Below are 14,778 nucleotides of genomic sequence, written 5' to 3'. Positions count from 1 at the left end.
CTTGTTTTTATAATGTTTCAATTCGAGTGGTCGCAATCAGCGTCTCAACGTGGGCACGCTCTGGTAAATGAGGCCCCAACTGGTTGAGCTTGGCTACCGCAAACCCCGTTGCCCTGTGCGCTAACGCCGCAAGCGGCAGATCATCCATAAGTCCACTGACCAAACCCGCCACCATCGCATCGCCGGCGCCAACACTGCTACCGCCTTCAAATTTGGGAGGCAAAGCCAACAACGCATCGCCATCGCGAACCAGCAAGGCGCCTTCACTTCCCATCGACACCACCACTAACTGTATACCTTGCGACAAAAGTCCCCGTGCGGCTTGCAAGACATCTTCACGAGTCGTGAGCGCACGCCCAGCCCATTCTGATAGCTCTTCACGATTCGGCTTGATCGCATAGGGCTGAGATTCAGCGCCCGACTTAAGAACATGAGCAAGTGGCACGCCACTGGTATCCAGCAATGCATTGGCGCCAAGGCGACGCACCAGCGCACACAGCTCCAACCAACTGTCATTAGCCATGCCCTGCGGCAAACTGCCAGCCAGAACCACCCAATCGCCAGGCTGACAGTGAGCTGTCAGTACTTCGCAAACCTGATCCAGATCTTGCCGCTCGGCAGAAAACCCTGGCAGGTTGATATCCGTCGTCGTCGAATTGTCCCGAGCCAAAAGCTTAATGTTCGTTCGTGTTTTACCCGCAACCCGGCGCATTTCATCGATGATTAAGGGATGTTCAAACAGTGCATCAAACACTGAAGCGTTTTCCCGCCCCAGTAACCCCGTGACCAAGGCTGAGGTTCCCCAATCGGCCAAAACCGATGCCACATTGATGCCCTTACCACCCGCGTTAAAAGCGGTACTCAGAGCCCGGTTGACCGCACCAGCAGACAAAGCAGTCAATTCAACGGTCTGATCAATCGCCGGATTCAGGGTAACGGCCAGTACCTGACTCATGCGGCCACCTCTTTTTCGACCGGCTCCAACGCCTTGACCTCATCAGCGGACTCACAGGCGAGCGCTCTTTCTGCCAGCGCTTGCAGATCGGCAAACTGAGACTTGCGCAATTGCGCCTTAACCGCAGGAATATCTCGTGGTGTCATCGATAATTCCTGCACACCCAATCCCGCCAGCAGACTGGCACCGAAAGGATCCCCCGCCAAACCACCACACACCCCAACCCAACGCTTGTGTTTACGGGCACCATCAATGGTGTGCTTGATCATGCGTAATACCGCCGGATGCAGACTGTCGGCCTCGGGCGCGAGATCCGGGTTTTGCCGATCCATTGCCAGGACATATTGGGTTAAGTCGTTGGTACCTATGCTGAAAAAATCTGCGTGCAGAGCGAGTAAGTCCGCCTGCACGGCTGCCGCTGGCACTTCGATCATAATCCCGAGAGGCACCGCCGGTGCCTGTAGTTCACGGCGAATGCCTTCGGCAATCTTGCGCAGTTCTTGCAATTCAGCAACGGAGGTAATCATCGGAAACATGATGGACAACTTGGCGCCATCACGGGCAGACCGATAGAGCGCTCGCAATTGAGGCTCTAACAAATCTGGACGACGCAACAGCAAGCGAGCGCCACGTACGCCCAAAAAGGGATTTTCCTCGTGGGGCAGCTCAAGGTGAGCCACTTGTTTGTCGCCGCCGATATCCAATGCCCGAACAATCAGCTCCCGCCCTTCCAGCGCCTTCGCCATGTTGGTGTAGGTTTCATATTGCTCGTCCTCAGACGGTGTCGAACCGCGCTCCAAGAACAGAAATTCGGTACGCATCAAGCCCACACCTTCAGCACCCAGATCAAGAGCGCCGGGCACCTGATCGGGCAGATTGATATTGGCTGCGATGTCGATTTCGACACCATCGAGGGTACGCGCTGGCTGCTGCCTTTCGGAAGCCTCCTGCTGGCGCCGCTGCTCCTCCGCGAGAATCCAGCGGTTGGCGCTATCGAGATCCACCTGAGTGGGATTGAGATACAGCGCCCCAGACAAACCATCGATGATGGCGGGCGTGCCATTGTCAAAGGTTGCCAACAAGTCGCCTCCGGCGACGAGCGCTGGTAGGCCCAGTGTTCGCGCGAGGATCGCAGTATGTGACGTTGGCCCACCAACGCAGGTCGCGAGCCCCGCCACTTTATCGGTATCGAGATTCGCGGTATCTGATGGTGCCAAATCATGGGCCAGGACAATGGCGTTTTGGGGAACGTCTTTCAAGCCCTCGCGCCGCAAGACGGGGTCGATGTTCCCAAGCACTCGCTGACCGGCGTCTCGCAGATCCGCGGCGCGCCCAGCCATTACGGGATTACCGGATTTCTCCAGCCGTGCAGCTGTGTGCTCAACGGCCTGGTGCCAGGACCATGCCACGCCATGGCCGGCCACCAAGTGCTGACACGCCAGAGTAATTAAATCGGTGTCGCCCAGCAGCTCCGACTGAGCTTCGAAAATGGCCGCATCGTCCGCGCCCAACTTACGACGTGTGGCATCGGTCAATGAGCGCAATTGAGCGCGAGTGGTCTCCAGCGCGACGTGTAACCGTTCGCCCCCTTCGGCCAATTCGATCGGCTCATCAAATATTTCGACAGCATCCTGCTGAAGCTGCCAAAGAGTACCAATGGCAAGGCCGGGGCTGGCGCCTATACCAATGACCGCCGCCTCCGCATCGGCAGACTGCCAACAGTTTTTCGGGCGGCGCGGTGGTTGCGCCTGCTTTCTGGCTGCCGCTTGCTCGGCGGCTGTCAGGGAATTCATGGTTCGCAGCAATTTTTGTAAGGCGTCGCGGGCTCCGGTTCCGGAAGCAGAAACGACCAGTTCATCGCCCTGACTTAACCCCAGCTCCAACAGAGCCACTAAATTTTTCGCATCGGCGCTGCGATCTCCCTGTCGCACCCTCACCGCGCCGGAATGAGATCGCGCCGTCTCAACCCAGCGCTTTGCCGGGCGAGCATGTAAACCTGCAGGATAGGTAATTTTCCAGGGCGCCGCCTCTTCCAGGTCAGTCGCGGGTTGTTCTGCCAGGGGTTCCTGGGCATCTTCCAACAGAGCCGTAACAATATCTTGAGGCACTTGCGTAGACCGCAGTGCAGACATTTGGGCGTCGTTTTGGATCAGTCGGGTCAGGCGACGTAATACGTCGATGTGCGCATCAGATTGTGCCGCAATGGCCACCACCAGATAGACCTGCTGGCCGTCGTTCCAAGAGAGGCCATCGGGAATCTGCAGCACGGCAATGCCATTGCGCCTTACTCGCAGCCGGTCTTCAACGAGACCATGGGGAATGGCGACGCCATAGCCGAGAAACGTATCGGCAACTTCTTCACGACGGAGCATGCTCTGCTCGTAATCGGCATCAATACAACCTGCAGCAATGAGAAGTTGCGCGGCCTGCGCGATGGCGTCGGCTTTGTCAGTAACGGTGGCACCGGTGCGAACCAGTTCCACAGAAGTCAATAACCCCGAACTTTGTGCCGTCATGAGCACCTCCAGTCTTATAGTTAGGGCTATAGTTGAAATCGTTTTCAGTCGAGAGTCAAGAGCCACACCCACAATTTTTCATTGAGCGGCCAGAACTCTTTGAATATACTGCAAAAATAACGAGAGAAAATTTACGAGAATCGCAAAAATTATGAAATCGATTCCAACTGACAGCCAGAAAAGCGAAAAAGCCAGCGGCAAAGATAAGGCCATCGGCATAAAAGACGTTGCCCGTCTTGCCGGGGTTTCACCCGCCACCGTCTCTCGGGCACTGGGCGGCGGCCCGGTGAGCGAAGCCCTGAAACAAAAGGTCGAAGATGCCGTTCGCGCCAGCGGTTACCGCCCCAACCTTGCCGCACGCCGCCTGCGCTCCCAACACAGCGGCACCATTGGTCTGATTGTCGCGGATATCTGCAATCCTTTTTTCACCGCCGTCAGCCGCGCCGTTGAAGAGACCGCTTATCGCTCTGGCCTGAGGGTCATTTTCTGCAACTCCGACGAAGATCCGGAGCGAGAAGCCATGTACCTAAAGTTTATGGTAGAGGAGCGAATTTCCGGTCTGATCCTCGCGCCCACCCGCAGTACCAATCCAGGCGCTAGTGCCGCCAATCTGGACTGCCCCGTAACACTGATCGATCGCGTTGGTCGAGCAGCGACCTTCGACTCAGTAGCCCTGGATAATCAAGCCGCGACTCATCAACTGGTTGACCATTTGGTCAGCAGAGGCTTTCGCCGTATCGGCGGCCTCTTCGGTAACACCAGCAGTACCGGTATTGCCAGACGCGATGGGTTTATAGACGCCATGGCAAGACATGGGCTGACCGCCGAGATCAGAGAACTGAGCCCTTCCGCCGCCGCCGGAGAAGCCGCAGCTCATGAATGGCTGGCACAAGAGCAGCACCCCCAAGCGCTGATTGCCTCCAACAGCTTACTGCTGATGGGTATTGTGAAAGCAGCCCGTCAATTAGGCAAAGCCATTCCTGAAGACCTGGCCGTCGCTGGCTTTGATAATGAAGCCTGGACCGACCTCGTCGAACCCGGCATCACCGTCATTGCACAACCCACTGACGAAATTGGCCGCAATGCTATGGCGCTCCTCAATAGCCGTATGGAAAGCCCACAACAAGCCGTTCGCAAAGTGGTGCTGAGCGGTGAACTTATCGCCAGAGGCTCTACAGAAAAACCGCGCTAGCACTCAAGGCAATCCATGAAGCTCACAAATCCGACGGAATAATGGAGTAGCAATTACCGAACCTGGGCTCGCCTTTGTGGTACAGCTTATTGCGAAAAGAGCCTTCGAAGGTCGCGACTTTCAACGCCACCGCATTGCTGGCTTTGTTGTCGGGTAAGACATGAATTTCCAGACGCTGTAGCGCCAATTCTTTAAATCCGAAATTTGCAGCGAGTAGCGCGCCACGCGTGCAAACGCCCTGACCAAGGGCAGACTTTCTAACCCAATACCCCAGGTTGCCACCCCTGTGCGGCCAGCAAATTTGATTGATTCCCACCGCGCCCAGAATACGATTCGTTTGCGGCTTGATGATTAAAAACCGATACTCACCGCCAGCCTCCCACAATCGAATGGATTCCGAAATCCACGCTTGAGTATCTGTTTTTGTGTACGCCTCAGTACACCAGGGTAACCAGGGAGAAACATGTTCAATTGATTCCGAGATTGCCTCGTAAAGCGGATCCACGTCCTCAGGACAGTAGGGCCTAATCGCAACATTCATACAAACAACTTCCGACAACAACGCTAACAATAAAGACCACGCAGCCTGGCGCTGCAGAAGCCTTATGAACTAGAAAAAAACCGGGAGATAGACAGCAACCAACGTTAGAATAACCCCCACCCCAGACAACCAAAAATTAATGCCCGCCACGGTGGTTAAAGCAGCTCTCGCAGAGAGCGACAACCACAGAAACACAATGCCAATACTGATAAGCGCTAAAACCAAATAACTATCGGCGAACGCAATCACTGACCGCGTCAACCATGGCAAGCGATCGCCATAGACTGAGTAGACCTCTGCAAAGCTTGCCACCGTTCGATACGACATCAGGTGTGCGATCGTGGCGACCAAACAGAGCAGCATTGTCGTTATGCAAGCGGTGAGAGAGGAAGCCTTAGGGCTTTTATCAACCTGCTGTTTCATAACGCCTCCGAAGGCATTATTCCTACACCAGACTGGTGGATGCCGCAGGCCTAGACATTCAAATCATCACCGACGATAAACGAATATCGATAGATATCCTGCCTTTTCTGCCAGCCTAATGACTCCCAGAATAATTGGGCGTTTTGATTATCGGACAACACCTCAATGTGTGACTTTAAAATACCGAGCGACGCCAGCTTGTTGACACAGCAACCGACCAACTCCCGTGCCACGCCCTGCCGACGACAACTCTCGCGCACCAGCAAATGCTGCAGATAACCACGACGACCGTCATGCCCACAAATAATGCAACCAGCCAGTTCGTCATTGATAAACGCGACAAAGCTCAACCCAGGATTACGCGCCAGATAACGGGCTGTCGCCTCTCTGGAGTCCGCGGCCCGCAGGCAAATACCCGGGGTATCCTGAAAGAGTGCGTACAGCAGATCATAGTCTTCGATGGCCATGCGTCGAATTTCAATCATAGGACGTCATTATCCTGCGGTGCTTTCCGACCGCTTTCTGCTGGAGCGAACACTGCGAAACAGGTTCTGCCAAAAAAACGCTTCAAACAGAAAACCAGCCAGGATAAAAATCACGCCACCTATCGGTGGGCCAAAAACGAAACAGCCAATCGCGGAAAAAAAACATACGAAGGCTAACAACACTCTTAAAAAACGATTTAACATTGAGACTCCGCTTCAATCGTTATTGAATATATTTCGCGCGTCAGACTACAAGTACACTTCGATAACCTTATATCCAACTCCAAAAACGCACCTTTTGAATTCTGGCCGAGCCAGACTTTTACTCGTCCAGCTCTTCATCTTCAGATCCCCAACATCAATGTTTTAGTTCTGCCTTCGCGATTTTTTTGGAGAATGGTTCAAGAGCCTATCACGTCATGAGACTGATAATATTCAAGAATATTGTAAATATTCGTCGAGCGCCTTATAGGGCATCAATTTCATCTATACTGTCACCCTAACCAACATAAATTTCGCAAACCGTGCACTTAATATTTAATTCATTAAAAGCGGAGCCTTCGATACCCTGCGACGATACCCGTAAAAGATAAGAACAACCCTCCAAAAGAAAAACCAATAACCAATATATCCCACAGTGGGCGCCGCTCCCACAGCCATAATATGTCCCAGGAATGTAGCCCATTGTAAAGCCAGCGATACAGGCGATTAACTCTTGTATTTTTTTCAAGAAGCTCACCGGTGCGCATGTCAATATGAAACCAAGTCTTGTCGTCATCGTTAAATTGAACTCTCGCAACAGGAAGCGGTTTCCCTCCCCGCTCTGGATGACGGCTGTAATAGTAATCGTCGTACTCTTTAAGAATGGTGAATTTCTCAGTACGAGACCCAGGGAGCAAACGGCTAGCCAAGGCTTCAATACGTTCGTCAGAGGGCCCTTCACGATGCGCTCCGTCTACACTAAGCAAGTGAAGCTTACCTTCTCGATCAAGCAACCGATAAAATGACTCACCATCGAAATGAGCGAGTTCAGCTTCGACAACATTATTCCCAAATGCAATCGACGTCATAGGAAATGCATCGACCAAAACGGATTCATTAACACCCGAGAACAACCGTTTCTGAATGTCGGATGGCGCTCGCGACGGATTTAACTTCCCAGGATTCATAGAGAGCAAGCCGCTGAAGATCCACAGACATGTCATAACGCCAAAGGCGACGCCGAGAAAATAATGCCAGCGTATCAGCCCCCTGTAAGGAACTGCCGATTTACCCGGCTTTGGGTTTTTCTTCCAACGTAGCCAACCGATCCACAAGCCAGTAATCGTTAGAACAACACCAATACCCGAAAGAATATCAACAACCCAAGCCCACAAGTCTGGAAACTTTCGTAGTATCGTTGGGTAAAGCCAATGGGTGACCGCTGAAAAGTAATTCAAAAACCGTTCTTTTCTGTTAGTATCGCGCACCACCTCACCGGTAGTAGAAGAGACATAAAGCTCCGTACCCAAACTATCGTTTATGGAAAAATGGAATAACGGCCGATGATCATTTAATGAGGATGATAGAGTCCATTGATCGGTTTGAATTGTCTCTAGATAACGAGCTTCAAATCGACGCCCTCCCCCAGAGAACCGATTATAAAAATCTTCAGCAATTTCTCTTGCAGCATTACTTTCTATCTTTAATATTTCCCCACTGTCGGCAAACACAGCTTTAGGTTGGACCGATTTTTCAGAGGTTATGAAATAGACGGGCCGCCCCAGAATCATACCCAACGTTACTGATGCTGCCGCAACGGTGGAACCTGGGACAACTTCGCTTGCGCATCGATTTTCCGAGGGAGCTCCAACACACATAAAATCATCGGGAGACAGCCTAGCAATCGCAGCTGATGGACTTAAGTTAGCAGCGCTGAAATCAAGTTTTGGCTTGCCGATCAAGCGTTCGGACTGTGTAAGCTGAGGATATTCTACATACATCATGAAGACGCCACTGATAAACCACGCGGCGAAAAACAAAGATAGAATAATGCCCATCCATCGATGCCATAAAAAGAGCTGGCGCTTCCACCATTTCCAAGAAATAATCTTGAACGCCATAATTATTCCCCGAAGGCGTAATGGGCACCGAATTCTACACTACGAGGATCGTCGAGGCGTAAAGCAAGCCCTCCCATTGACGCCCAACTGGAATAGGTCTCATCGGTGAGGTTACGACCTCTAAGCGTAAATGTGTAGTTCTGCCATTGGTATTTTATACTGGCGTCTAACGTCGTATAAGCATCCAGTTGAATTCCATTGTTAGTGTTCGCTTCTCGCTCATCAACATACCTAACACCCGCGCCGATTTGCCAATTACCAAACAGCTTGTTGATATTTATCGACGAAACGATTTCTGGAACATTAGCTGGTGTATTTCCTGATCTGGAAATGGTGCCGTCGCCAAGATTTTCATTAAAATCTTCATATTCTGCTTTCCAGTTCCAGGCAAAATTGACAGCCAGACTCCAGTAATCCGGCAACTGCAGCGTAGTGGCCAATTCAGCCCCTTGGGAAACTTGTGAACCAATTTGAGAACTCACCCTCTCGCCATCAATAATATCGAACGTCAAAATATCATTTTTCTCAATATCATAGAGAGCGAAAGTAACGCCTAAAACCTCATCAAATAAACTGGCTTTGGCTCCGACCTCAACCTGCTCCCCTTTTTGTAGGCTGAATTCATCGCGACTCGCATTAAGGCTGACAAGTTGAGATACTGGCTGCGCAGCCTTACTGTAACTTCCGTATACATTCCAACTTGGTGAAACGCGATATACAGCACCAAATCGACCAGTAAGCGGATAATAGGTTTTAGTATACTTCTCGATGCCAACATAAGACTTGCGCTCAACGTCTATCGCGTCATAGCGAAGCCCTAAAATAACGCTTAATTCGTCCGTAACCGTTAAATTGTTTTCGAAATAAAATGCTGTCGTTTGCGTAATGATTTTCGCCGTTCTCTGAGCGTGCTCATCCGGGCCGTAACCTCTCTCTGGGTCTTGTAGTGAGACACTCTCAGGAATCGGGGTATTTGAATAGTCCTGGCCACTATTGCGATTCTGGTTATTGCGATCAAATAAAGTACCAACAACAAGCTGATTAGGACGCCCCAATAACTCACCCTGCCAGTTCAAATCAAGACGGTTACCGACCTGAGTGTCATCCCGATAGATAAGATAGAAACTACCACGGTCAACTTGTTCTGTAACCGGATTCCAAACATTTCTCTCCGTATTTCGCCAATCCAGTTTTTGCGTGGCAACATAAAGTTCATTGCGAAGCTCCCAATTGTCGCTCAAGCGAATGTCACTGACCCATCTGCCAAAGCCGTTTTCTGCCCTGGCATAATTATCGAGAACATTATAATTGTTGCGCCGAGTACCAGACGCAATTCGAGCGCCAATAAGCTTATCGGTACTGGTGTCAGCAGGCCTGACTTCCACCTGCCCACCTATCCCAGAGACCGCGTCATAAACAACCGGTGTACCATAGTAACTTTTAACATCGTCTTCATAAAAACTGCCGCTTACCAAAAATCTGACATTCTCATTCGGCTCCCAACGTATACTGCCACCGTATGCGTCGTATGTTTCCTCACTGCCTTCAACATAGCCCCCCGTGTCATAATGAGAGATGTCCAAACGATAAGACAGACTTTCTATGCCAGTAGGGCCACCCACACCAACGGCAGCCCTGTAACTATCCCAAGAACCTGCCGTCAGTAACGTCTCACCTTTGAACGTATCGCTAGGCATTTTTGTTACGTAATTGACCGCACCTCCCACAGCACCTTCACCATGCAGCAGAGACGCTGGGCCTTTTAAAACCTCAACCCGTTCAAACATAAAACTGTCTAACGGGCGGGCTGATTGAGAATTTGTGTTCTGCCGCACCCCGTCGCGCATAATCGTAATATCATTACTACTAAAGCCTCGGGTCGAATAAGCCGGGATGGAGCCAACACCCGTTCCACCTGTCATCCCAACAGCCGACTCAACAGCCTCTAATGCGGTACGAGCACCTAACTGTTGAATCATGTCTTGATCAAGGACAGAGACACTGGCAGGGAGGTCACGCAATGATAGGTCTAGTAGCGAGCCAGTCTTCGCCGAATCATCGAGAAGAAGCTGTCCCGTCTGCTTAGATCCTGTCACCAAGACATGCTCTGTTATTTTCGAATCATTGGCTTCAGCTAAATCATCCGCAGTCGCGAACGTTAATTGCCCTGAAAGACAAACGGTAAGAGTAGTCAGAAAAGAATGTTTCAAGTGCGCTCCCTTTTTTATCCACTTCCTTAAAGACGACAAGCTATCGCCAGAAGGTAATCCATTGAGGTAGTTGAGAACCTAATCGTTCTCAAGGAGAGCAGACAGAAGGAAACCGCGACGTTCTTGTTGCACAACAGAACGAGTACAGAAACGAATCCCACGCAGCCACCTCCCGTAGTGCGAGTTATCAACGAAAGGCAGGTCTCCGGACTCATGATACTGACGCAAATCTGCCTTCCCATACCTGAGTACAGTGGCCTATTAGAGTTGCGTAAGGCTATTAAAAATAGCCCGATCATTTACCGTTGCGGGGGCAGTGTTGGGATTAGCTCAGACTCAGAAAAGATGCACCAACTTCCCTATTAATCTCAAACTCACGGAGTGTTGAGAGCCTATCATCAGGATGATGACGGTAGCATTAGCACAGATCACTGTCAAAGCTTCTCGGAGCAAGCTACTGCGACATATCGTCGCGCAATAATGAACGAACTGCCAAATGGGAAATTTAATCGCAAGACATGGCGATTATCTTATTGACGATGAAGACCAATGTTTGAAGGTGGCAAATGACGTTTGCTAAGCACGATACTATTAGATTGATAAGTTCAATCCTGGTGCCACGCGAAAGTCAATCAGCAACATCCAACTCAATCCTTTCCATCAAAAAATTCGTGAGATTGACTCCACAGATTGCCACTGCATTTTCTGCGACCAAATGAAAACCAGACCTCTCAAAAAAAGGCTTTGCGGTCACACTTACATAGGATATTAAACGGTATATCGATCGAGATTTGGCGTGCATAACAATATGATTCATCAACGCCTGACCAACGCCTGACCAACGCCTAGACCTTGAACGAGATGATGGCAAAAGAAATGATCGATTAGGCCGTCGTCTTGTAAATCCGCATAGCCCACAAGACGATCATCTTGCACTGCAACGAATGGCCTCAAGACATCCATTCGTTGCTGCCAGATATCAGAATCTATAGAACCCAACGCCCATGCGGCAACTTGAGCTGGCGTGTAATCACGGCAATTTATGTGATGTACCGTATCGTAAAACAGCTGCTGTAAAGCAGCCGCATCGGACGGTTTATAATCCCGAAGGGTGATCATGTACGAGTCGATCTGAAAAACAACATCTAGCGATCATCATTGCTGATTTCCAGACACATAAAAACACTGTTTGGATCCAACACATAATCACCGAAAGGGGGACAGCCACGAAAATGATGTTCGGCATAAAAGGCTCGAGCCGGCTCAAAGAATGCCATAGAACCGGTTTCCAGAAACAAACGACTAAGTCCAAGAGTTTTAGCTTGAGCAATAAGATGCTGAAGTATTGTAGACGCTACGCCCCTACGTAAATAATCAGACGCTGTGCGCATGGATTTGATCTCGCCGCTGGTTTTATCAAGGCATTTAAGCGCCCCAAACCCCGCGAGACGATCCTCATCCCACAGACACCAAAAGCTGATTTCAGGTGCTCGCAGCTCATCCAAATTAAGTGCATGGCGACTCTCTGGTGGAGCGGTTGATGCAAGCGAATCCAGATGCTCCTGCAACAGAGCGATCACAGCATCGTTGTGTAAATCGCCTCTAAGAAGATCCAATTCCTACCCTCCCCCATAACAATCCAGTCTTAAAAATCGACCGCCTACCAAACACCTGCGTCATGCTGTTCTTTCAAGGTCAACTCAATGGTCTTGCTGATAGCTTCTGGATTTTTCTCAAGAAGATCATCTATCTGTTCGGAAACATCGCCGGAAACCTGCTCTTGAACGCGCGTTAAATGCTGCTGAACGTCTGAGTGCTGTCGACTGTTCGACGCAAGAGACCACTTTGCCGAGGCCGAGGTCAGATACAATTGCATGTCTTCACGCTCATCATAGTATTGCAGGGTGTCGACAATATGATCGATATACTCGGTGTTACCGGTAATAAAATACGCCGCCCAATTCATGTCATTCGCGGCGGGAGAAAGCGGGACCTGCTTGATCAAGGTTTCAGGTGTTTTGATCATCGCCAAAGAAAAAACTTTTCTAGCAGGTTTTTTAAAATCCGCTATCGATGTTTTCCAAGCGGTTTTTCTTTCAGCATCGGCACTGACAAACAGGCAGCTGAAAGCCATCAAGAGTGGAAATTTTTTACTTTTTTCAGCGGCTAGCCCAGAGGAATCGATATAAGCCATCGCATCATCGACCAGATCCGGTCTGGGGTGATCGTGATATGACGTTAAAAATTCATCCAACTGCTGGGGGTTGGTGATCGAGACTAGAGGTTGAGCGGAAGGTTTCGGTGTGGATGAGCAAGCACTAACCAGTACAAACCCAAGGAGCAATATGTATCTCATCTGAAATATCCCTATTTGTCGTAGTGATGCATAAACCTGCTATGCAGCGTTTTCCCTAACGACAGGCTTTTTCTACAACTGTTGTAAACATTAGACATTCATCATGAATGTTCAAAAAAATGAAAAGCGCCGACACGGCCAAGGCACAAAGTCTGCTACCTCAATATTGTACACGAGTTCCAATTTCAAAGGACTCTTTTACCCCATGCGGGCAAAGCCCCTTTACATAAGCGTTTTCCGAAAACAGATTTTCAGTGTGTCAGAATTCACCGTCTTATTCGGATTCTCAATATCGACAATGGCGTAACCCGCGCCAATCAGCAGACGCAACATCTTCGGAAAGCGGTTCATCGATTTTACATCGAGATACTTATAGCCTTGCTGGGTAACCCTGCCTTCTTGCGCCTGCAACAGTTGCTGGGCAACCCCCTGCCCACGATAATCCGGTTTAACACCACCTAGCCAACTGTAAAACACCGTTTTGCTAACTGGGTAACCCAACTTAAACCCACACAGTTTTTCTTCGATATAAAACCCCAGAGCTAAACGGCCTTCACCACAGCGAATTTGCAGATCTGCCAGCGTTAGGGTTTGGTCGAACTCGGGGATTTCTTTAATGGCCGAAAAAACATCCTCTAACGGTATCTCTCGAATCACAGCCTGTCATCCTCGGCGAGACAGCGGGTTTCGCCAATAATAGGGCTGAATGGCCGTATCAACCAACCGCTGATCTAACTTCACCCGAATTCCTATAAACAAAATATGTTTGTCATAAATGACCGGAGGCGCGTTCCGGTCATTTCCTATTTTGTCAAAGATCCGTTCGATCAAAAAGGCGATCCTCGAGTCACGGCGTGGATTAAACCCAAGCCGGAGGTGCCTCCGAAACCACACCATCGGTCAGACTGTATTGCTTCAGCGAATTGGCTTTCACTTGGATGATAATGTACTCCAACGGCTGATCAGACGGATTGCGCCAGGTACGCTCAGCCTCTGGGGCGATACGGACAATACTGCCCTCTTTCACATCAACGACCTCATTGTCGATCAAAAGTTGGCCCTGGCCTTTAATAAAAATGTACACCTCTTCATTCTGCTGATGCGTGTGATTAAACGGAAGTTCGCCGCCAGGCGGCATGACGTTGATCGACACTTCGCACCCCGTCAATCCGAGCGTGTCTTTAACGAACAGCTTACCGGGTATATCCAGCCCTGGCAGAGAGACAGTGTAATCTGGCCAATGGGCGGTCGAACCCGTATCCATTTGGGCAAAATGCTTACCTTTACGACTCAAAAGTTGTTCCATGTGTATTCTCCTTTGGATAATCACGATATTACCTACTAGTAGGTAGGTTGCAGTTGCAAAAAAATGCCCAGCGATTGATGCTGGGCACCACAGTCCTGGGGAAGCAGGACTCTGTTCGTTACGGGCGCAAGCTGGCTAACAGCCCGTGCTCTGTTTGCTCAAAAAACCTGTGATCTTTTGCTGAGCGAGAGACGATAAGCGCCCCCTGCAGCGCAGCGATCATCATACTGGCAAAATCTCCAGCAGACTGACGAATCTGAAAATCTTTACTACCCGCCTCCAACTGTTCGACGATCCAATTTTTCTGCAGATCAAAAAAGGACTGCAGCCGCGGGTGGATAGACGCCTGCAGCGTCATGGCCTCAGCAGACAGCATGCCCCCCACACAAGCGCGATCACTGTCTAGAGAAGACCGATAGAGCTGTGTGTAAGCCTTGATTCGCTCATAAGGCTCAGCCTTATCGACGGAGATCGACACCAGATATCCTTGCAAGGATTCTGTGTAAATCGTCAACAGGCGATCCACCAATTCAGCCTTAGTGGCGAAATGATGGTGCAAGCTCGCCTTCGCAATCCCCAGCTCTTTGGCAATATCGGCATAGCTGAAGCCATTGACACCACGCTGTTGAATCAGTCGCTGGGCGACGCTTAAAATTTTCTCTTTCATACTCATGGGCAAATGCTAACCTACC

Annotated in this window: 15 protein-coding genes and 1 riboswitch; of the genes, 1 reads left to right on the top strand and 14 read right to left on the bottom strand. The window is 50.2% G+C overall.

Translation table 11 applies throughout. The annotated features are described in order from the left end of the window. Positions 1-7 precede the first annotated feature (7 nt). On the bottom strand, positions 8-955 hold the full coding sequence (pfkB, locus tag ACXAFR_RS22965; protein WP_475181432.1) for a 1-phosphofructokinase: 948 nt from the start codon (positions 953-955) through the stop codon (positions 8-10). Continuing rightward, a complete protein-coding gene (gene ptsP, locus ACXAFR_RS22960) occupies positions 952-3,471 on the bottom strand; it encodes a phosphoenolpyruvate--protein phosphotransferase (protein ID WP_475181430.1) in 2,520 nt (839 codons plus the stop codon). Before ptsP ends, pfkB begins: the two co-directional genes overlap by 4 nt. Before the next feature lie 151 nt (positions 3,472-3,622). On the opposite strand from ptsP, the gene ACXAFR_RS22955 reads away from it, so the two are divergent. After that, positions 3,623-4,663, top strand: a complete 1,041-nt coding sequence (locus ACXAFR_RS22955) for a LacI family DNA-binding transcriptional regulator (protein ID WP_475181429.1) — start codon at positions 3,623-3,625, stop codon at positions 4,661-4,663. A 22-nt stretch (positions 4,664-4,685) separates the two neighbouring features. Here the strand turns inward: ACXAFR_RS22955 and ACXAFR_RS22950 are convergent, their stop codons facing one another. The 12 genes from ACXAFR_RS22950 to ACXAFR_RS22895 form a co-directional block, all read right to left on the bottom strand. Then, a complete protein-coding gene (locus tag ACXAFR_RS22950) occupies positions 4,686-5,204 on the bottom strand; it encodes a GNAT family N-acetyltransferase (RefSeq protein ID WP_475181426.1) in 519 nt (172 codons plus the stop codon). 69 nt (positions 5,205-5,273) lie between these two features. Continuing rightward, positions 5,274-5,627, bottom strand: a complete 354-nt coding sequence (locus ACXAFR_RS22945) for a hypothetical protein (RefSeq protein WP_475181424.1) — start codon at positions 5,625-5,627, stop codon at positions 5,274-5,276. Positions 5,628-5,677: 50 nt separating this feature from the next. Next, on the bottom strand, positions 5,678-6,112 hold the full coding sequence (locus ACXAFR_RS22940) for a GNAT family N-acetyltransferase (RefSeq protein WP_475181420.1): 435 nt from the start codon (positions 6,110-6,112) through the stop codon (positions 5,678-5,680). Positions 6,113-6,657: 545 nt separating this feature from the next. Further along, positions 6,658-8,214 carry a PepSY domain-containing protein gene (locus ACXAFR_RS22935; protein ID WP_475181418.1) on the bottom strand — a complete coding sequence of 519 codons (1,557 nt, stop codon included), beginning with the start codon at positions 8,212-8,214 and terminating at the stop codon, positions 6,658-6,660. Positions 8,215-8,216: 2 nt separating this feature from the next. Next, a complete protein-coding gene (locus ACXAFR_RS22930; RefSeq protein ID WP_475181416.1) occupies positions 8,217-10,424 on the bottom strand; it encodes a TonB-dependent receptor in 2,208 nt (735 codons plus the stop codon). Positions 10,425-10,603: 179 nt separating this feature from the next. After that, a riboswitch (cobalamin riboswitch) is annotated at positions 10,604-10,835 on the bottom strand. A 217-nt stretch (positions 10,836-11,052) separates the two neighbouring features. Further along, positions 11,053-11,226, bottom strand: a complete 174-nt coding sequence (locus ACXAFR_RS22925) for a hypothetical protein (protein ID WP_475181473.1) — start codon at positions 11,224-11,226, stop codon at positions 11,053-11,055. Positions 11,227-11,240: 14 nt separating this feature from the next. Continuing rightward, complete coding sequence (locus ACXAFR_RS22920; RefSeq protein ID WP_475181414.1) at positions 11,241-11,543, bottom strand: GNAT family N-acetyltransferase; 303 nt, start codon at positions 11,541-11,543, stop codon at positions 11,241-11,243. 26 nt (positions 11,544-11,569) lie between these two features. Then, positions 11,570-12,040: a GNAT family N-acetyltransferase gene (locus ACXAFR_RS22915; protein ID WP_475181412.1), complete on the bottom strand. Its 471-nt coding sequence runs from the start codon at positions 12,038-12,040 to the stop codon at positions 11,570-11,572. Between the two features lie 44 nt (positions 12,041-12,084). Next, a complete protein-coding gene (locus ACXAFR_RS22910; RefSeq protein ID WP_475181409.1) occupies positions 12,085-12,780 on the bottom strand; it encodes a hypothetical protein in 696 nt (231 codons plus the stop codon). Between the two features lie 222 nt (positions 12,781-13,002). Beyond that, on the bottom strand, positions 13,003-13,437 hold the full coding sequence (locus ACXAFR_RS22905; protein ID WP_475181408.1) for a GNAT family N-acetyltransferase: 435 nt from the start codon (positions 13,435-13,437) through the stop codon (positions 13,003-13,005). 202 nt (positions 13,438-13,639) lie between these two features. Then, positions 13,640-14,086: a cupin domain-containing protein gene (locus ACXAFR_RS22900; RefSeq protein ID WP_475181405.1), complete on the bottom strand. Its 447-nt coding sequence runs from the start codon at positions 14,084-14,086 to the stop codon at positions 13,640-13,642. Between the two features lie 118 nt (positions 14,087-14,204). Then, positions 14,205-14,759: a TetR/AcrR family transcriptional regulator gene (locus tag ACXAFR_RS22895; protein WP_475181402.1), complete on the bottom strand. Its 555-nt coding sequence runs from the start codon at positions 14,757-14,759 to the stop codon at positions 14,205-14,207. Positions 14,760-14,778 lie beyond the last annotated feature (19 nt).

The sequence above is a fragment of the Pseudomaricurvus sp. ABR4_320 genome (genome assembly GCF_056159445.1).
This window is presented reverse-complemented; position numbering and strand designations above follow the sequence as displayed.

What these genes read in the sequence shown, in the direction of transcription:
- pfkB (WP_475181432.1), bottom strand. Translation starts at nt 955, where the DNA reads ATGAGTCAGGTACTGGCCGTTACCCTGAATCCGGCGATTGATCAGACC.
- ptsP (WP_475181430.1), bottom strand. Translation starts at nt 3,471, where the DNA reads ATGACGGCACAAAGTTCGGGGTTATTGACTTCTGTGGAACTGGTTCGC.
- ACXAFR_RS22955 (WP_475181429.1), top strand. Translation starts at nt 3,623, where the DNA reads ATGAAATCGATTCCAACTGACAGCCAGAAAAGCGAAAAAGCCAGCGGC.
- ACXAFR_RS22950 (WP_475181426.1), bottom strand. Translation starts at nt 5,204, where the DNA reads ATGAATGTTGCGATTAGGCCCTACTGTCCTGAGGACGTGGATCCGCTT.
- ACXAFR_RS22945 (WP_475181424.1), bottom strand. Translation starts at nt 5,627, where the DNA reads ATGAAACAGCAGGTTGATAAAAGCCCTAAGGCTTCCTCTCTCACCGCT.
- ACXAFR_RS22940 (WP_475181420.1), bottom strand. Translation starts at nt 6,112, where the DNA reads ATGATTGAAATTCGACGCATGGCCATCGAAGACTATGATCTGCTGTAC.
- ACXAFR_RS22935 (WP_475181418.1), bottom strand. Translation starts at nt 8,214, where the DNA reads ATGGCGTTCAAGATTATTTCTTGGAAATGGTGGAAGCGCCAGCTCTTT.
- ACXAFR_RS22925 (WP_475181473.1), bottom strand. Translation starts at nt 11,226, where the DNA reads ATGCACGCCAAATCTCGATCGATATACCGTTTAATATCCTATGTAAGT.
- ACXAFR_RS22920 (WP_475181414.1), bottom strand. Translation starts at nt 11,543, where the DNA reads ATGATCACCCTTCGGGATTATAAACCGTCCGATGCGGCTGCTTTACAG.
- ACXAFR_RS22910 (WP_475181409.1), bottom strand. Translation starts at nt 12,780, where the DNA reads ATGAGATACATATTGCTCCTTGGGTTTGTACTGGTTAGTGCTTGCTCA.
- ACXAFR_RS22900 (WP_475181405.1), bottom strand. Translation starts at nt 14,086, where the DNA reads ATGGAACAACTTTTGAGTCGTAAAGGTAAGCATTTTGCCCAAATGGAT.
- ACXAFR_RS22895 (WP_475181402.1), bottom strand. Translation starts at nt 14,759, where the DNA reads ATGAGTATGAAAGAGAAAATTTTAAGCGTCGCCCAGCGACTGATTCAA.